Raw genomic sequence first — 19,213 nt, 5'->3', positions numbered from 1 at the left:
AACAGCCTAACAGATGAGATATAAATGCTTAAAATAAAAGAAAAAATTGCCTACGGCTTAGGCGATACGGCTAGTAATATCATCTTCCAAACGGTGATGATGTTTCTGCTTATCTATTATACAGATGTCGTTGGTCTATCTCCGGCGTTAGTGGGTACTCTTTTTCTGGTTGTACGAATATTTGATGCAATAACCGACCCTTTAATGGGGGCTATGGCTGATCGCACCAAAACTAAATGGGGGCAATTTAGACCCTATTTACTTTGGTTAGCCATTCCTTTTGGTCTCATTAGTGTTTTAGCTTTTTCAACCTTTGATTTATCAGAAAATGGTAAAATCATCTACGCCTTTGCTACCTATAGTTTATTAATGATTGTTTATACTGCCATCAATATTCCATACTCGGCTTTGGGTGGCGTGCTAACCGCAGATCCAAAAGAACGCGTCAGTGTACAATCTTATCGATTTGTTTTTGGTATGCTCGGCGGCTTAATTGTTGCCGCAGGTACTATGCCATTAGTTGAATGGTTTGGCGCTGGTGACAAAGCGTTAGGTTATCAATACACGATGATCGCCATGAGTAGCTTAGGCGTTATACTTTTTCTACTTTGTTTTGCTGGAACAAAAGAAAGAGTCAGTCCCCCAGAAGATCAAGCTTCAACATTTAAAGAGAATTTTTCTCATCTGTGGCAAAACGATCAATGGCGAATACTGTGTGTTGCTGGTTTATTCCTATTAAGCGGTCAAGTTTTACGAGGAACCCTTGCGGTTTATTATGTGAAATACTACCTTGGTCAACCAGACCAAATTACCTTATTTATGACCTTAGGCATGATCGGCAGTATTCTTGGCGCCGGTTTATCACAAACGTTAGCGAAAAAAGTGTGCAAAATTAAAGCCTATATCGCTCTACAATCCATCGCTGCATTCATTTGTATTCTTAGCTACTTTGTCGGTAAAGAGCAAATCTTCATGGCTTTCACCCTATTTTTCTTCTGGAACTTTTTCTTACAAATGGCAACGCCACTGTTGTGGGCAAAAATGGCCGATACCATCGATTACGGTCACTGGAAAACAGGTATTCGTATTACTGGCATGATTTATTCGGCCGTAGTATTTTTTATCAAACTAGGGGTCGCTGTCGGCGGAGCATTAGCCGGTTGGTCATTAGCTTATTATGGTTATCAAGCGGATGTAGAACAAACAGAACTTACCCAACAGGGTATACTGCTATCATTTACTGTCTTTCCAGCCTTAGGCTCAATCTTAGTTGCCTGGGTAATGCGTTGGTACACCTTAGATGATAAAAAAGTTGATGAAATCCATCAAGCACTACAAAAACAAGCCTTATAATCCACTGATATAATGTCTATTTCAAAAGACTAATCACGTTCATATGTGATTAGTCTTCACTTGTTCAGTTTCAAAACACACCTTTCCTTGTACAAACATACATCAATATGTGCGCATTATATAAACACAGCTAATTCAATAATGTAGCATTTAAAACACAAAAAAATGAGTAGAAGCTCTAAATAATTTTTACATTATTTAACAAGTTTGTATTGACCTTGTAATGAAACTGCTTTAATTTGTGGAAGCGCTTCCAGATTACCATCATATTTTTTTTAAACTAAAGTGGAAGCGCTTCCAGAAAATATAAATATTATAAAATGAAATGCCTAGGGGAGATACATGAAGAAATCAAATTTTAAAAAGACTCAACTTGCTAAAAGCTTATCAATAATTTTAGGAGTAACGGCGATAGCACCCGTTTTTGCTGCTGAAGAAGAAAAAGAAAATAACATTGAAGTGATTGAAGTTACGGGGATCCGTAGCAGTATGATCAAGTCAATGGATATTAAACGCTCTTCAAGTGGTATTGTGGATGCGATTAATGCAGAGGACATAGGTAAATTTCCAGACTCTAACTTAGCAGAATCATTACAACGTATTACTGGTGTTTCAATTGACCGCTCTAATGGTGAAGGAAGTAAAGTATCTGTTCGTGGCTTTAGTGCAGACCGTAATTTAATCTTGTTAAATGGCCGTCAAATGCCTAATACAACAGGTGATCGTTCTTTTGACTTCTCAAACGTTGCAGCGGAAGGCATCAGTGGTGTTGAAGTTTACAAAACATCGATGGCAAGAATGTCTACAGGTGGCATTGGTGCAACAATTAATGTTAAAACGAATAGACCACTAGATAACCCTGGCATGCACGCAGTTGTTAGTGCACAAGCTTTACATGATACCTCAGCACAGACCGGTGGTACGACTCCTGAATTATCAGGTTTGTATTCAAATACGTTTGCTGATGATACTTTTGGTATTTCTCTTTCGGCAAGTTATTCAGAACGTGAAAGTGGTAATCAACAAGCAGGTGTAAGTACTGGTTGGAGAAGTTATGACCCTGATGGTCAAGACATCAACGGCAATAATCGTTTTGGTCCTATAGAAAACGGTCGAAGTGATCAGTTTAACCGTAATGAAAACCCAGGCGTTTATTCTGTTCCACAAACCACTTTTTATACTTTTGAAGAAGTACAACGTGAAAGAACTAACGCTCAGTTAGTATTACAGTACAGCCCGATGGAAAACATCACGGCGACATTAGATTATACCTACATTCAAAAAGAACAAGATACACAAGTAGCGAATGTTTCAGCTTGGTATGCCTCTCCTGGAAATGCTGTTGATGTATGGACATCAGGCAATGTAGCCTCACCATTATTACATTCTGAAGTTTATGATGATCCAACAGATTTAGCGATGGGCTCTGGTGATTATGGTATACGTGATAAAACCTCTTCAATAGGTTTTAACCTTGATTGGCAAGTTAACGATAGCTTGAACCTCTCGTACGATTATCATGATTCAGACGCTGAAAACACACCAAATAATGAGTATGGATCTAATAACAACTTAGCGGCACGAGCGCTTATTCGTACGGCATCAGCTACTGACTTTACAGGTGTTTTACCGACGCTTGCAGTACGTGGTGGTAATGCGGTAGTGGCGTCAGATATGCAAGTAACAGGTAGTGCTTTTAGTAATGAGCAAGATCATTCTCACATTGAGCAACATCAGTTTAATGGTGTTTTTGTCTTTGAAGAAGCGGGCAGTATAGACTTTGGCATAGCCATGACAACAGCTGAAAATCGTGACCAAAGAAGAACGGTACAACGTAATAACTGGGGTGGTGAAGGTGAACCTGGATCGTTTGGAGATGAAAACTTTACACGTAGAACTATTTTAGATCAGTTTGACGAAAGTGGTGGGGATTTCAGTGATTTTGTAGACGTTACTGGCACTGATTGGGCGCCGGATATTTTAAATACCTATTTTGAATTTGACTTTCTTGACGTAAGACAAATTGCTGAAGATACGTTATCCATACAACCGGGTATTATTGGTGATTGTGGTTCATCTTTTTGTCCTTCAACCGATTATGCACTTGGTACAGATCAATATACCAAAGAAGAAATGACCGCTGTTTACTTCCAATATAATTATGATGGTGAAATAGGATCCATGCCATTTGATGTACATTTAGGTGTACGTTATGAAGAAACAGAAATTGCAACCACATCAAATGTTCCTGGTTTTAACGCAACAACTTGGGTTGGCGATACTGAATTACCGTTAACTCTATCCGGTGGAACTGAATTTCAAACCAAAACTGGTAAATATGATCATGTATTACCAAGCATTAACTTCAATTTAGAAGTAACCGACGACATTATACTTCGTGCTGCTTTTAGTGAAACGATTGGTCGCCCAAGTTATGGTCAAATGATTGGCGGTACATCACTAGGTGGATTAGCGCGAGTAAATAGTCCTGGTGCTGGTAACTCAGGTGATGCAGGCTTATTACCCCTTGAAGCTACAAATTTCGACCTCTCGGCAGAATGGTATTATGGCGAAGGTAGCTATATTTCATTAGGTTATTTCCAAAAAGATATTACTAACGAAAGTATCCGTACAGAGACTGTTTATACCCAAGATAATCTTACTAACCCTGGCGCGCTGACCAGTCCGTTTGTACAACAGGCTATTGCAGCTGGTGTTGAAGCTGACGATCGTCCGGCTCAACGCTTGTGGATTTCTGAAAACATTACTGACCCATCGGTAAATGTTGTTGGTGGTAATGTAGAAATAAACGGTCGTCCGGAAGATCCATTAGTACAATTTAATATTGCATCATTTGCTAACTCTACCGAAAAATCAGGTTTTGACGGTGTTGAATTTGCCGTACAACATTTATTCGGTGATACAGGTTTTGGTACGATTGTTAACTATACCTTAGTTAACTCTGATAATTCGTATGATAATGCTTCTATTGGTAGCTCCGTTAATGAGAATGGCGTTAACTATGACTCTGATCAAGTCGCTGAAACTGGCATTAGTGATACGGCTAACGTGGTAGCTTTCTACGAGAAATATGGTTTTTCTATACGTATTGCCTACAACTGGCGTGATGAATACCTAACATCTCATTTCCAAGGAGATGTAGGGGCTTCTCCAGTGTATGTAGAAGAGTACAACCAAATTGATTTAGCGGTCAATTACGATGTATCGCTAGTTGAAGGCTTAACTTTATTCTTCAACGGTATTAACGTTACTGACGAAAAGAGACGTACACGCGGTCGTAGTAGCTATGAAGTATTAAATTACACTCAAACGGGTGCTCGTTTTGCTTTAGGCGCTCGCTATACGTTCTAATAATAACGTTGGTAATTTAGGAATAATAAAGCCGCTAAATTAATAATTTATGCGGCTTTTATTTTTATTACAAACAGGAATAAATTTTTCACAAAAAACTTAGGTGCATATATTGGCTATATTAACTATATTTGAAAATATTCAGCTATCTCAATATCATCTAAATAGCAGTAGTTAGACACATTAAGGCACGATATAGTTTAGTAAATCAAACCTAATTTTTAGTGAGCAATTTAAGAAACAAAATTTATGAATGAACCCTTAAAAAAAATAGTAATTGTTGGTGGTGGCTCTGCAGGTTGGCTAACAGCGGGTGTTATCGCTGCTGAACATTCTACTAACCAAGATTCAGGGATCGAGATTATACTAGTTGAATCGGCAGATGTTGCACCTCTAGGTGTTGGTGAAGGTACCTGGCCATCAATGCGTAGTACGTTGCAAAAAATGGGGATTTCTGAAACTGAATTTTTACTAGAATGCGATGCAAGCTTTAAACAAGGTTCGAAATTCACTAACTGGATGAACAATACTAACGAGCACTATTACCACCCTTTCACCTTGCCAAATGGTTTTAATGAGATAAATCTTTCATCATATTGGCAACCTTTCAGTGATAAAATTAGTTTTGCAGATGCCGTTTGTGAGCAAAGTCATTTAGGTGCTCATGGTTTAGCGCCAAAACAAATAACGACCGCTGAATATTCCTTTGCATCCAATTATGGCTACCATTTAGATGCAGGTAAATTTGGTCAATTTTTACAAAAACATTGCACCGTTAAGTTAGGTGTAAAACACGTTATTGATCATGTCACTAAAATAAACTCATCTGCAACAGGTGATATAGCGTCGATTACCACAAAAATGCAAGGGGATATATTCGGCGATCTGTTTATCGACTGCACTGGGACATCATCATTATTATTAGCTCAACATTATAAAATTCCCTTTATTAGTAAAAAACATATTTTATTTAATGATTCTGCAATGGCCGTACATGTGCCTTACGAAAATAGTGACAGTCCTATTGCATCATTTACTTCATCTACAGCCCAAACCGCAGGTTGGGTTTGGGATATAGGACTGCCATCACGACGAGGTGTTGGATATACCTATTCCAGTGTACATATATCACATGATAAAGCAGAACAAGAGTTACGTAATTATTTAGTCCCCTCAATGGGAGAAGATACTGCTAATTCAGTGATGATACGAAGAATACCTTTGAATCCGGGGCACAGAGAAAAATTTTGGCATAAAAACTGTGTCGCAATTGGTATGGCTGCGGGTTTCATTGAACCCTTAGAAGCCTCTGCTTTAGCATTAATTGAACTTTCGGCAAAAATGATCAGTGAGCAGTTGCCTGCAAATCGCCAGACCATGGATATTATAGCCAAACGTTTTAATGACAAGTTTTTGCATCGTTGGGAAAACGTAGTCGATTTTTTAAAGTTACATTATGTATTAAGTCAACGAACTGATTCAGCTTATTGGCTAGATAATAAAAATGAAAACAGTATACCTAAAAGTTTACAAGAACTTATAAAACTATGGCGTTATCAACCACCTTATAATTATGACGCAACGCACACTGAAGAAATGTTTCCGCCAGCTAGTTTTCAATACATTTTATATGGTATGAACTTCGTCACTGACCCATTAGGACACAAAAAAAGGGTGAGTCATGCTGAAAAAGCAGATAAATTATTTAATGATAATATAAAAAAAACACAGAAACTTTTATCCATTTTACCAACAAACCGTGAACTCATTAACAAAATTAAAAAGTATGGTTTACCCAAAATTTAGCATGACAAAAATACAGTAACTTTCTTTAACTGAAATAAATATAACCAATGTGTGGAATTAAAAATGACAAATTCTGTTTTACTAAATAACATCGATCACCAAAACTTAAAAATAATCACTGAACGGTCTGCATCCTATGGTGACAATCTATGGTATGTACAAACTTTTCCGATGGAGTTTAAAAGTGTACAAGCTTATTACCCCATTTTTTTTAATAAGAACCCAGATACAGGTAAATTCTTCCCACTTGCTTTGTTTGGCTTTGAACATAAAGAGAACTTATTCCTCTCTGACAATAAGTGGTCTGCGGATTATATTCCAGCGATGGTTGCTAGACAGCCGTTTTTAATCGGTATACAAACCCTAAATGAAGAAGGTGTTGAAAAGCAGCAAAGGATGCTAAATATTGATCTTGATAACCCCCGTGTTAATCAAGAACAAGGTGAATCTATATTTTTAGAACATGGTGGCAATAGTCCTTATTTAGATAAAGTTGCAGATCTACTTGAAGCTATTCACCATGGGGTCAACGATAGTAATGATTTTATTGATACTTTAAATGAACATCAATTGTTGGAATCAGTGACTTTAGATATCACTCTTAATGATCAATCAAAAAACCAAATGCTTGGTTTTTATACTATTAACGAAGAAAAACTAGATGAACTGAGTAGTGATGTTTTAAAGTCATTGCAGAAAAAAGGATATTTACAAGCAATCTATATGACAATTGCATCACAAGCGAATGTCAGAACATTAATCAGTAAGAAAAATGAAAGACTTGGCCTTTAATCCATTTAGACTCATCCTTTTTCATCGTAAATTTAAACTTGGTATGTGCAAATGTTGGCGATAGCAAATAAAGTTAAAGAGATAACAAATTGTCAACCGGGTGATATACCTGAATTTGTTTTATCATCAACACAGCCGCTTATTTTGAAAGGTTTTGGTGATAAGTGGCCGATGGTGGTTGAAAGTAAAAAGTCGCCTGAACATTCTGCGAATTATTTACGTAAACTTTATAATAACAAGCCTGTTTTTAGTGCTTATGGCGAGCCTGAAACGCAAGGGCGTGTTTTTTATAATGATGACATGAGTGGTTTTAATTTTAAAAACATTAGTGCAGATCTTAATATTGTCTTAGATAAATTGTTAGAACACGCAACAGATAATAAACCACCCACAATCTATGTTGCCTCAACAGAAATTAATGCTTGGCTGCCTGGTTATAATGATGAAAATAATGCTTCAATTGACCATCTAAAACCATTAACCAGTATTTGGATTGGTAATCAAAGTAAAATAGCCGCACATTATGATTTCCCAAATAACCTCGCATGTTGTGTTGCAGGTAAAAGAAGATTTACTTTATTCCCACCAGAGCAGATAGCTAACCTGTATATTGGGCCGATGGAAATATCACCAGGTGGTCGTGATATTAGTTTAATTGATTTTGAAAAACCTGATTTCAAAAGATTCCCTAAATTTAAACAAGCATTACAAGCCGCTCAAGTTGCAGATTTGCAAGCTGGCGATGCATTATTTCTTCCTGCTATGTGGTGGCATCATGTCAAAGCATTAAGTGCCTTTAATGTACTCGTAACGCATTGGTGGCGTGATAGTCCTGCGTTTATGGGACGACCAGAAAATGCATTGAAATTAGCGATATTAAGTTTGAGAAATCTTCCTTTAGAACAAAGACAGGCATGGAAAGCTATTTTTGATTATTATATTTTTGATCATCAAGAAAACGATTTAGATCATATTCCTGATTTTGTTAAGGGGATGTTATCTCTACCGTTAGACGTAAATTCAGCAAAAAAAATCAGGGCTGACTTACTTAATAAACTAAAAATATAATCTGAAAACATCTTCTTAAAACTAATCATTATATTTGTAAGGATAATTTAATGAATAACAAAGCCATAAAAAGAGTTGTTATTGCCGGTGGTGGTACTGCGGGTTGGATGACAGCAGCGGCATTATCCAAGCTGTTCGGTAAAAATTTAAACGTTGTCCTTGTTGAATCAGATGACATCCCTACCGTGGGAGTTGGTGAGGCAACCATACCTACTTTGCATATTTTTCACCGATTATTAGGCATTAATGAACAAGAGTTTATGGCAGCGACGAATGCTACGTTCAAGTTGGGTATTTCATTTGAAAATTGGCGTGATGTTAATAAAGACTATATTCACTCCTTTGGATTTTTAGGTCAAAATTGCTGGGCGGCTGATTTTCAACATTTTTGGTTGAAGGGAAAACAGCGTGGCATAGTTTCAGACATAGGTGATTACGTACCAGAACACTTAGGCGCTAGGGAAGGAAAGTTTGCCGTAGAAGCGGACCAAGCCTCTAACCATGCCTATCACCTTGATGCGGGTTTATATGCTGAATTTCTACAAAAAATAGCAGAAAAACATGGTTTAAAACGTATTGAAGGCCGTATTGATAAAGTGGTTCTAGATGAAGATAGTGGCTTTATTAGTTCACTGGAATTAGGTAATGGTAAGGTAGTTGAAGGTGACTTATTTATTGATTGCACTGGTTTTAGAGGCTTGTTAATTGAACAAGCACTCAATACTGGCTATGAGGATTGGTCACACATTTTACCCTGTGATAGCGCGATAGCGGTACAAACTAAAACGGTGACTAAACCTGTTCCTTATACACGTTCTATTGCAAGAGACGCTGGTTGGCAGTGGAAAATCCCCTTACAAAACCGAACCGGTAACGGTTTTGTTTTTTGCAGTAAATACATGTCTAACGAAGAGGCGACACAAACCTTATTAGCCAATATTGAAGGTGAGCTGCTAAATGAGCCGCGTGTTATAAAATATAAAACAGGTACACGTCGTAAACATTGGAATAAAAACTGTATTGCTATTGGATTATCTTCAGGCTTCATTGAACCGCTAGAATCTACGGGTATTCATTTATTTCAAAAAGCCATTATACGTTTAATGCAAATGTTTCCGTCGCAAGGGATTAAGCAAGCTGAAGTTGATGAATTTAATAGACAAAGTAAAGATGAAGTTAACAGCATTAAAGATTTCATTATTTTACATTATAATTTAACCGACCGTAAAGACACTGAGTTTTGGCGATACTGCAGCAATATGGATATCCCTGAAACGCTTAAACACCGTATGTCGTTATTTAAAGAAAGTGCTAATGTATTCAAAAAAGAAGAAGAACTTTTTGGAGAAACATCTTGGGTACAAGTCATGATGGGACAGGGTCTAATGCCTGAACAATACCACCCTATTGTTGATTTAATGGGTGATAATGAACTACAAAGCTTTTTAGATAACATTAAGTCAACAGTAAAACGTAAAGTTGATAATTGGCCTGATCACTTAGATTTTATTAAGCAATATTGTAAAGCAACAGCAAAATAGCCACCGGCATCTTAAACTTGCATATAAAATTAATAATTGTGTAGAAGAAACAGTATTTTCATACGAGGTCGAATTAAATTACTTCCGATTAACAGACAGATTCAATAGCCGGTTGAGTTTGTTACTTTATATACTGTTCCCCTTAAAAATTTACCGTCAATATATTAGTTGTAAATTTAAAAAAAGTGAAGAAATGTAAAAAAAGCCTTTGTTATAAGCATTACTGGTGGTATAAATGGAAGCGCTTCCAGAATAAGATTGTTGTGCTCCAAAATAAATTGGAAGCATTTCTATAAAAAATTGGTAGCGCTTCCAGTGGGATTAATAGCGATACCCATATAAATGGACTCGCTGCATCAGACGTTGCAATTGGACAAACAACATATTGTTTTTTCATCTTTTAAGCCGTGTGAGTGTGCAGTTCTAACAATATAATATCTAGGGGAATACTACATGATGAAAACTAAACATTTAAAAATTAAGCTGTCAACTTTAGCTTTAGCTATTGCACTGACTGGCTGTGGTGCTGATTTGGAGCCAGTAGATGGTGACTCTATTGGACCAAGATTTGCGGCTCCTGAGTTTACTAGTCCAGCTGCTGAAACAGCGGCTGCAGTAGATGAAGAATATAGTCATACCTTTACTGCAAGCGATGCTGATGGTGATGACTTAACTTTCTCAGCAATTCTTCCCGATGGTTCTTGGTTAAATTTTGATGCCAGCACAGGCGTTTTATCAGGTACTCCTGGATCAGGTGATAAGGGTCTTAGTTCTGTCACCGTAAACGTAACAGATGGCATGTTTAATACCTCTGAGAATGCTCTTATTTCAGTAGGCAGTGGTGGCAAGCCAGATACAGCAGGCAACTTATTAACAAATAGTTCATTTGATGCAGGACTTACCGATTGGTCTGAAGCGCCAGGTGTGTATGTGTATGAGCATGCTGTTCCAGAGCCAACTGCCAATGTATATGATACAGGTATCAGCCATCCTTTAACTTTAGTGACGGGTGAAGTTTATACGTTAAGTTATGATGCTAAAGCCTCTGCTCCTCGTCCTATGACCGCGGGTTTTGGTTTGTTTCATGACCCATGGACGAATAACACACATACAGTTGAGTTAACAACTGAATGGCAAACATATACGTTGATGGAAGCAGCTGCAGCTGGCGATGATAATAGTCGTACTATCTTTGATATGGGTGGTGCAATTCCGGGAGATATTTCATTACGTAATATCTCACTTATCGACTCTGCGGGCACTAATATTTTTGACACAACTCCTCCTGTAGGAAGCCACTACGAAGCTTATATAGCAAATGCTGGTAACCCATGGGATGTTAACTTAAGTCAAGTGATGACTATCATTCCTGATGCAATTTATGTCGTAGAATTTAAAGCGAAAGCTTCTGTTGCTCGTAATATTACTGTTGGCGTTGGTTTAGCACATGACCCGTGGACTAATGCGGTAGAATCTGTTGCTATAACGACTGAATGGGTAACCTATTTTATTGTTGTTCCTGCAACCGCTTTTGGTGATGACAATAGCCGTGTATTATTTGATATGGGTGATGAAGTCGGTGACGTTTCTCTAGACGACATCACTGTAGGCATTGCTCAGTAATTCATTAGTATTATTTAGCTGAAGAGTAGCGGTTAATTGCTCAAGCTTTATATAATGATATATTACTCCAATATTGATGGTATCTCTTTAGATATCATCAATATTTTTATTATTACACCTCAATTAATTTAACTAAAACACCTGATAAATGTTACGCATCAAGCGTTGACAACATACCTTAGTTAATACAAAAAATATAACTTTTATAACCTCCTAATACATTTTAAGTAACCAGCAATTATCATATCAGCGGTAATTCCATTATCAATGGCACTTAAAATCATACCGATTTACACCCACTAAATACCTATTTAAGCATATGAATTGGCCACGTTAGATATCGTAGAGAGAATAGCTATATGTTCAGGCTTATGAAAATATGGGTGGATTGTTAGACCATAGAGAGATTCATTTGTCGAATTATCAAATGAAAACCTCAAGGTTTTTTATCCATTTGATATATATCTTTATATTCAATATTATAAATAGATGACTAAGAAAATTAAGGAAAAACATGGTTAAATATTTGATTGTTTTACCGGTAATACTATCGCTTCCCTCATTAGCTAATGAGAAATTGCTTTGGCCCAATAATGCCAAAGCAGCGGTAAACCTTGCCTATGATGATGCTTTAAACAGTCAACTTGATCATGTTTTACCTGCCCTTAATAAGCTCAACCTTAAAGCGACTTTCTATTTAACACTTAATTCATCTACTGTGGCAGATCGTTTAACTGATTGGCGAAAAGCGGCTCAACAGGGCCATGAATTAGGAAATCATTCTATTAATCATGCTTGTCGAGGATCATTGCCCAATAGAGCATGGGTACCAAAACATAATGATTTAGATAAAAAGTACTTTGCTGAAATTATTCAAGAAGTGCATACAGCCAACTCATTTTTAAAAGCAATTGATGGTGAAACCGTCAGAACTTTTACGGTACCTTGTACCGATCAAATTGTAGAAAATAAAAACTACGTAGCTGCTCTTCATAACACTTTTGTTGGTATTAAGTCGCATGTAGGAAAAATCCCACAAAATCGTCGCTCAATAAATGTTATGGATGCGCCAGTTTGGACGCCGTCAGGAAACTCAGGCGCTGAACTAATAGCTTACGCACAAAAAGCGGCTCTGCATGGCACTATCGCTAACTTTACTTTTCATGGCGTTGGTAGCGATCACCTTTCGGTATCAAAACATGCTCATCAAGAGTTATTAGATTACCTAGTTAATAATAAAGCTATTTATTGGGTAGATACTTATCGAAATATAAGTTTATACGTAAAAAAAAATGCTAACTAATACCTTTTAAAGTCTTAATTAGCATTTAATCGTTCTATATATCCGTTATCAATCAATAAGCATTTTTCAGAGTACTTGAGCAATTACAGCGCTGGTGCTTGATGGCCTTCTACCAACGCAGCATCATCAGCAATCGCTTCACAACCTGCTCCTGTTGATGGCGAAACAGAACATTCATAGACTCGGACATAATCAATTTCTAATGATTGCGGAAAAACACTTTCATCAATGCCCTTGTTATTAACATTAGCTGCCCAAGCACCACCCACAGCAAAGTTTAACAATAAATGAAATTTTTGGTCAAAGGGGGCACCATCGTCACCATTAACTAATACGCCATCATTATTCATATATTGTGAGTACCATCCAGTATCCCGTTGCGTAGCAAAATGAATATCATCAACATACCAGCGAATCTCTCCGGCTTGCCATTCAACCGCGTATTCATGAAAATCATCTGCTGGGTTTATACCTCCAGGTAAATTAAATCCTTGACCCGAATACACATTCTCAGGCCATGCTCGTCCATAATGTAAGGTGCCATGAACTCTTGATTCTTCTTGATCTACTGAGGCACCACTTTCATCAGATTTTGCTTTTAAGTTAACCGCTTCCATAATATCGATTTCACCTGATCCAGCCCAGCCGCCGTAAGCCCAGTCTGTCGGTAACATCCAAATAGCAGGCCAAGTCCCTTGTCCTTGGGGTAATTTCGCGCGAATTTCAAAGCGACCAAATGTCCAATCGCCTTTGTTTTTACTGCGTAATCTAGCTGATGTATAAGGTAAAGTACGGGTATTACTCGGATTATAATTAGCATCATCATCTTGAGCCGCCGGACCGATAAAGTTTTCTTTCAAAGCGACTATCTTCAAAACGCCTTGCTCAATAAAGGCATTTTCAGCACGGTCGGTATAACATTGCTGCTCGTTATTGCCTCCGCCAAAACAATTCACTTCCAAAGACCACTTAGTTAAATTAATGATTTCATTATCAAACTCATCCTGCCAAACCAGTTGCCATTGGTCACTGATTAATACCATGTCGGTAGGATCTTGAGGATTTTCCGTTGTAGTATCCGTTATGGTATCAGGTGTTGCTGAATTATCTGGAGTTGTTGATTCTGCAACTGCTGTTGATTCAGCACTGCTTCCACCACAAGCAGTTAAGCCGATGGCAACACAAACTATAATCACCCCTTGTAAGAACTGTTTCATATTTTTATCTCTATTTTAGTTATTATTGTAGTTATATTCTTAAACGCCAGTAAACACCTGAGATGACTTTATAAAAGTCTATTATTCGTTCATTTTCATTAGGTAAATTTTTATAAAAAGCAGAGACTCTAGAATGTTAGAGGCGCTACTTTTTCAATAACCTGTCGAGTCTCCCTAGACAAAAATGAATTTTTTAGTTTTAATATTTTTCTTTGACCTAGTTTTGCTGTAGCCAGCATATTTTTCGTCACAGGATGATTATCAAATAGTCGTAGAAAACTTCCATTTTTTTCAGCTTTGATTAAACCTATTTCTATCCGTTTTTTTAGTTTCGGGTTGTCATTGCTGACAAAGAAATAATAGGGCGAAGGATAGTGTAGCGCCAGTGACGACTCTACTTGCAGTCCTTTAAACATAGCTACTTCATTCCAAGGCTCATGCAATGCTCTAGGCATATAATCAAAACGACCGTGCTGGAGCATATTAAATAAAGTTGTATGACCAGGACCGGTGATTAATCGGTATTGGTTATCGGTTAAAATATAAGAATCTGGCCAATCATACCCTTGTCCAGCATAGAGTTTTTTAAGTTGCTTAGCACTTTTGATTTTAGAAAATTTATCTTGTTGTCCCTCTTGTATCAAAAAAATGCGGTAGCCACCTAGACCTCTGAGTATCGGTATCCTGATAGCATTTAATTCTTGCTCACGCTTTTGCGACGTCATCGTCCAGATGACGCTTAAGTTTCGGTTATTTTTAATCTCTACTATCGCCCTATTTTGAAACATAGGTTGAATCGCTTTTTGCAACTGATATTCACCAAATTCCTCTTTAGAATTTTCAAGCGCCAGTTCAAGTAATGCTAAGTAATAACCATCCTCTTTGAACTTCCCTTCATCATACCAAGGATAAAATATAGTATCCGTAGCATGAGCTACACTGCTAATTGAGAAGAAAAGAACTATAAAAACACGATATAAATTATGCATTACGTAAACTTAGCCTATTTATTCATGACAAGAAACGTTTGCTGAATCAGCACTATTTGGCTTAATAAAAACATCCATAAAATCGATATTCAATTGTGCTTCCGTAGATAAAGCAAATGGACTCATAATTTTACTTAAGTCTGCGCCCGCTTTTTCAAAACACTGTAAATCAATAGTAAGCGTCTGCCATTGGTTAACTTTTAATGATGATAGTGCTTGAGCTATATTCACTTTACCTAAACATTGCTCACCACAGCCCATTGATACATACGTGCCTTGTTGCGCTAATACATCTTGCGTCTCAGGCAAGCGCACCGTTAGCTCAAGTATCGAGTTAGCCTTTTTATAAGCCGTTAAATCAATTGCATGTAAGCTGGTAAAAGCGACGCTACCCTTTGCTGAGCCCTTAAATACAACTCTTCTTGCATCTTCTTGAACATTTTTATCAATGGTTCGCAAATATACCGCTTTATTTTCAATAATACTGCTGGTCATAACACGCGACGAATCACTATCTGTTATCACCATTTTCCATGGTGCCTTAATAGCGCTTTCAAAGAGGGTGATTTTTTGTAAACTTGCGGTAGTTTGTTGGGATATAACGTCTAAGTCATCGGCTAATATATTTTTATCGCCATAGCTCAAACCAAAACCATAAGGCAGTAATGGCTGATATTCTTTATCAAAGCGATTTACCTTGGTTTGGTTAGCTGTTGAAGGCCAAGAGTATGATAATTTACCGGTGAAGTTATAATTGATTGCACCGTTTTTCTGAGTAAACAGCACATCAGCCACAGCAATACCTTCTGAACCTGGTAACCATAGGGCAACAAACGCATCTGACGCATTAAGCTCAGCATTAATCCATAGTGGACGGCCACTAATAAATAATGAAACAACAGGTATTCCCTCTGCTTTAAGCTTAGTTAATAATGCTAAATCTTGTTTAACACCTTGTTGGTATTCTAGGTTTTCAATATCACCTACGCCTTCTGCATAGGGTTCTTCACCAAAGACTACAATAGCCACATCGGGTTTAGTTTTATAAATACCATCAGCATTGAGTTCAACACTACCTCCCTGAGTCTTAATCTGCTGCTCAATGCCCTCATAAATAGAACTGCCACCGGGAAAGTCACCATTAACGTTATTCGTGCCTTGCCAAGTAATAGTCCAACCACCTGACTGCTTGCCAATATTATCGGCGCCATCACCCGCAACAAGAATATGCTGATTTGCTGATAGAGGTAATAAGTTGCCTTTGTTCTTCAATAAAACTAACGACTCTCTTACTGCTTGTCTGGCAACTTCTCTGTGCTCAATAGCACCAATAAGTTCTGTTTTTCCTGAAAGTGCTCTTTTGGCTGGGCTTGGTTTATCGAAAATTCCCGCTCTAAATTTAACACGTAATATTCGACTCACAGCATCATCGATACGAGTTTGCGCAATTTCACCTCTTTTCACTTGGGCAATAGTATTCTCATAAAGTGGCTTCCAAGCATCTGTTGGCACCATAAAAATATCTAACCCCGCATTTACCGCTTGTGCACAGCTTTCATTTGAGCAACCTTTAATTTGTCCATGACCATTCCAATCACCTACAACAAAGCCATCAAATCCCATACGATCTTTTAACACATCAGTAAGTAAGTATTTATTGCCATGGTTCTTTTTACCGTGCCAGCTATTGAACGATGCCATAACAGATTGAGCGCCAGCAGTTAAACCACCAACGTAACCTTGACCATGTACATCCAGTAACGCTTGCTCGGATGCAATATTATTTCCTTGGTCATCGCCGCCTTCAGTCCCGCCGTCGCCGATAAAGTGTTTTACCGTACTAATAACTCGCTTATCACCAAGAAAATCTTTATTAGCAGCGCCCTGCAGCCCTTCTACTATCGCTGATGAATATGTTCTAACTATTTCAGGATCTTCAGAGTAACCTTCATACGTTCTGCCCCAACGATCATCACGCACAACAGCAACTGTGGGTGCAAAAACCCAATCAATGCCGGTTACCATGACTTCTGTTGCGGTGATAGCAGCAATTTTTTCAATTAGCTCAGGATTATTTGTTGCCCCTAAACCAATATTGTGAGGAAACAAGGTAGCGCCGATAACATTGTTATGGCCATGAACTGCATCTGTGCCCCAGATAGTGGGAATACTATTGCCATCTAAGCTATCGTCGATTGATGCTTGGTACATGTCTTCAGCTAAATTGACCCAGTCATCCGGTGTTGCATGCTTATCATTATTTGGAAAAGCACCACCACCATTAAGGTAAGAGCCAAAGCCATATTTGCGCATATCTTCAACAGTAATATCTTTAATCTCTGGTTGAATCATTTGTGCCACTTTTTGTTCAAGCGTCATGGTAGCTAATAATGATGCGACTTTAGCTTCAATAACCGGATCTGCCTTTACTGCTATATCAAGTTTTGGCCAGATCTCCACATTGGTTGAGGCTTTTGTTTGTTGCAATGATGCGGGTTGAGCAAGCGTTATGGTAGGAGCAGTCTCTTGCTTTGTGCCATTACAGCCAACTAGCAGCGATGTTACAGCTAAGCATAGTATGCCGGCACTAGCTTTAGAACTTAGTAGGTTGTTTTTAATTATATGTTTCATAAAGTTGTTTCTTATTTACGTTAATAATTGACGCTAATTATTAATATTCCATAGGTGAAAAATCGTGAATATTATTTAGTTAGCGATCACTTTGACTTTACTGCCTGATAGACCGTAATAAGCGATAAAGAAATAGCACAATATTGGTAAGAAAAACGCTTGCTGAACACCAATAGTATCAGCTAAAAGCCCTTGAAAAAGAGGTATAATGGCTCCGCCAACAATCGCTAAACATAAAATACCCGACCCTTGGCTGGTATGTTTACCTAGACCATTAATCGCTAAACTAAAAATGGTTGGGAACATAATTGAATTGCATAATCCAACCAATAAAATGGCCACCATCGCAAGTGTGCCTGAGGATAAAATAGCCACTAAAATCAATATAACAGCCAGAGTAGCGTTAAAAAATAGCGCTTTACCCGCCGCTACCTTCTGCATAACAACAGCACCGACAAAACGGCCAACCATGGCTCCGCCCCAGTAATAAGCAATATACTTTGCCGCCTCAGATTCTTCCAGACCAGCGATAGTAGGGTCGGCTAAAAAGCTAACTAAAAAACTCCCTATTGCGACTTCGGCACCAACATAAACGAAGATACCAACAGCACCGAGTACTAAATGGCTATATTGCCATGCACTACCCGTGTCTTTAGATAAGTCTTTATCATCTATATCATCTGCAATCGATAAGTTAGGTAGTTTTAACCAAGCAAAAATAGCAGCAAGCCCTAATAACATTGCGGCAAGAAATACATAAGGCATTTGCACCGCTTCTGCTGACGCTTGAGCAGACATTGATTCTGAGGCATGGTTTAATATCAAAAATGCGCCAAAAAATGGTGCTACGGTAGTACCTAAAGCATTAAACGCTTGAGTCATGGTTAAACGAGATGAGGCTGTTTTAGCATCGCCTAACATACTGACATAAGGGTTAGCGGATACTTGCAATACAGTAATACCACTGGCAAGGATAAATAGTGCCATCAAGAAAACCGGATAACTGTGCATGTTGGCCGCGGGATAAAAACATAAACAACCAATGGCTGCGATGACCAAGCCTAAAACAATGCCCTTTTGATAACCAAGTTTTTTAACCAGTAAACCCGCAGGCAGAGAAACAATAAAGTAAGCACCAAAAAAGCAAAATTGTACCAACATAGCCTGACTATAAGATAAGTCGAAAACACCTTTTAAGTGCGGAATTAAAATATCATTTAAACAGGTAATAAAACCCCACATAAAAAATAAAGAGGTTAATGACGTTAGTGCAAAAGTATAATTTTCACTACCACCTTTCGTTGAATATTCAATATTCTGTGTCTGTATTGATGAGCTCGCCATCTTTTTCTCCCCGCGTAAGTTCTTTGTTTTATGTGTTAACTAATATGATTTTTAGTTTTTTTTTGCGCCTGCCATACAATTGGAAGCGCTTCCATTCTTGATCCATACGGTACAAATTGCAACACATTTCCCCAAAATACTGGAAGCGCTTTCATTTTATAAAGACCTATGGGA

The 19,213-nt window shown here is 37.8% G+C and carries 12 protein-coding genes; 8 read left to right on the top strand and 4 right to left on the bottom strand.

The annotated features are described in order from the left end of the window. Positions 1-24 precede the first annotated feature (24 nt). The 8 genes from CXF71_RS14955 to CXF71_RS14920 all read left to right on the top strand — a co-directional run bounded on the left by CXF71_RS14955 (position 25) and on the right by CXF71_RS14920 (position 12,858). Positions 25-1,353: a glycoside-pentoside-hexuronide (GPH):cation symporter gene (locus CXF71_RS14955; protein ID WP_101233752.1), complete on the top strand. Its 1,329-nt coding sequence runs from the start codon at positions 25-27 to the stop codon at positions 1,351-1,353. Between the two features lie 342 nt (positions 1,354-1,695). Further along, on the top strand, positions 1,696-4,725 hold the full coding sequence (locus CXF71_RS14950; RefSeq protein ID WP_101233751.1) for a TonB-dependent receptor: 3,030 nt from the start codon (positions 1,696-1,698) through the stop codon (positions 4,723-4,725). A 249-nt stretch (positions 4,726-4,974) separates the two neighbouring features. Then, positions 4,975-6,531: a tryptophan halogenase family protein gene (locus tag CXF71_RS14945; protein WP_101233750.1), complete on the top strand. Its 1,557-nt coding sequence runs from the start codon at positions 4,975-4,977 to the stop codon at positions 6,529-6,531. A 63-nt stretch (positions 6,532-6,594) separates the two neighbouring features. Continuing rightward, the gene (locus CXF71_RS14940) at positions 6,595-7,323 is read left to right on the top strand and encodes a SapC family protein (RefSeq protein WP_101233749.1); all 729 of its coding nucleotides are present in this window, start codon (positions 6,595-6,597) and stop codon (positions 7,321-7,323) included. Between the two features lie 51 nt (positions 7,324-7,374). Then, on the top strand, positions 7,375-8,391 hold the full coding sequence (locus tag CXF71_RS14935) for a cupin-like domain-containing protein (protein WP_101233748.1): 1,017 nt from the start codon (positions 7,375-7,377) through the stop codon (positions 8,389-8,391). Between the two features lie 50 nt (positions 8,392-8,441). After that, entirely contained in the window at positions 8,442-9,932 is a 1,491-nt protein-coding gene (locus CXF71_RS14930; RefSeq protein WP_101233747.1) for a tryptophan halogenase family protein, read from the top strand. A 453-nt stretch (positions 9,933-10,385) separates the two neighbouring features. Beyond that, complete coding sequence (locus CXF71_RS14925; protein WP_101233746.1) at positions 10,386-11,555, top strand: carbohydrate binding domain-containing protein; 1,170 nt, start codon at positions 10,386-10,388, stop codon at positions 11,553-11,555. Positions 11,556-12,069: 514 nt separating this feature from the next. Beyond that, positions 12,070-12,858, top strand: a complete 789-nt coding sequence (locus CXF71_RS14920; protein ID WP_101233745.1) for a polysaccharide deacetylase family protein — start codon at positions 12,070-12,072, stop codon at positions 12,856-12,858. 83 nt (positions 12,859-12,941) lie between these two features. On the opposite strand, the gene CXF71_RS14915 is transcribed toward CXF71_RS14920, so the two are convergent. The 4 genes from CXF71_RS14915 to CXF71_RS14900 all read right to left on the bottom strand — a co-directional run bounded on the left by CXF71_RS14915 (position 12,942) and on the right by CXF71_RS14900 (position 19,039). Next, positions 12,942-14,075 carry a glycoside hydrolase family 16 protein gene (locus CXF71_RS14915; RefSeq protein ID WP_101233744.1) on the bottom strand — a complete coding sequence of 378 codons (1,134 nt, stop codon included), beginning with the start codon at positions 14,073-14,075 and terminating at the stop codon, positions 12,942-12,944. A gap of 128 nt (positions 14,076-14,203) precedes the next feature. After that, the gene (locus tag CXF71_RS14910; protein WP_101233743.1) at positions 14,204-15,064 is read right to left on the bottom strand and encodes a hypothetical protein; all 861 of its coding nucleotides are present in this window, start codon (positions 15,062-15,064) and stop codon (positions 14,204-14,206) included. An 18-nt stretch (positions 15,065-15,082) separates the two neighbouring features. After that, the gene (locus CXF71_RS14905; protein ID WP_101233742.1) at positions 15,083-17,695 is read right to left on the bottom strand and encodes a glycoside hydrolase family 3 protein; all 2,613 of its coding nucleotides are present in this window, start codon (positions 17,693-17,695) and stop codon (positions 15,083-15,085) included. A gap of 75 nt (positions 17,696-17,770) precedes the next feature. After that, positions 17,771-19,039, bottom strand: coding sequence for a sugar MFS transporter (locus tag CXF71_RS14900; RefSeq protein ID WP_101233741.1), 1,269 nt, complete (start codon positions 19,037-19,039; stop codon positions 17,771-17,773). Between the last annotated feature and the right edge of the window lie 174 nt (positions 19,040-19,213).

The organism is Colwellia sp. 12G3, assembly GCF_002836775.1.
Classification (GTDB): Bacteria; Pseudomonadota; Gammaproteobacteria; order Enterobacterales; family Alteromonadaceae; genus Colwellia.
The sequence above is the reverse complement of the archived record's forward strand: the minus strand, read 5'-3'. Positions and strand labels throughout refer to the sequence as shown.

What these genes read in the sequence shown, in the direction of transcription:
- CXF71_RS14915 (WP_101233744.1), bottom strand. Translation starts at nt 14,075, where the DNA reads ATGAAACAGTTCTTACAAGGGGTGATTATAGTTTGTGTTGCCATCGGC.
- CXF71_RS14950 (WP_101233751.1), top strand. Translation starts at nt 1,696, where the DNA reads ATGAAGAAATCAAATTTTAAAAAGACTCAACTTGCTAAAAGCTTATCA.
- CXF71_RS14955 (WP_101233752.1), top strand. Translation starts at nt 25, where the DNA reads ATGCTTAAAATAAAAGAAAAAATTGCCTACGGCTTAGGCGATACGGCT.
- CXF71_RS14940 (WP_101233749.1), top strand. Translation starts at nt 6,595, where the DNA reads ATGACAAATTCTGTTTTACTAAATAACATCGATCACCAAAACTTAAAA.
- CXF71_RS14905 (WP_101233742.1), bottom strand. Translation starts at nt 17,695, where the DNA reads ATGAAACATATAATTAAAAACAACCTACTAAGTTCTAAAGCTAGTGCC.
- CXF71_RS14925 (WP_101233746.1), top strand. Translation starts at nt 10,386, where the DNA reads ATGATGAAAACTAAACATTTAAAAATTAAGCTGTCAACTTTAGCTTTA.
- CXF71_RS14930 (WP_101233747.1), top strand. Translation starts at nt 8,442, where the DNA reads ATGAATAACAAAGCCATAAAAAGAGTTGTTATTGCCGGTGGTGGTACT.
- CXF71_RS14900 (WP_101233741.1), bottom strand. Translation starts at nt 19,039, where the DNA reads ATGGCGAGCTCATCAATACAGACACAGAATATTGAATATTCAACGAAA.
- CXF71_RS14935 (WP_101233748.1), top strand. Translation starts at nt 7,375, where the DNA reads ATGTTGGCGATAGCAAATAAAGTTAAAGAGATAACAAATTGTCAACCG.
- CXF71_RS14910 (WP_101233743.1), bottom strand. Translation starts at nt 15,064, where the DNA reads ATGCATAATTTATATCGTGTTTTTATAGTTCTTTTCTTCTCAATTAGC.
- CXF71_RS14920 (WP_101233745.1), top strand. Translation starts at nt 12,070, where the DNA reads ATGGTTAAATATTTGATTGTTTTACCGGTAATACTATCGCTTCCCTCA.
- CXF71_RS14945 (WP_101233750.1), top strand. Translation starts at nt 4,975, where the DNA reads ATGAATGAACCCTTAAAAAAAATAGTAATTGTTGGTGGTGGCTCTGCA.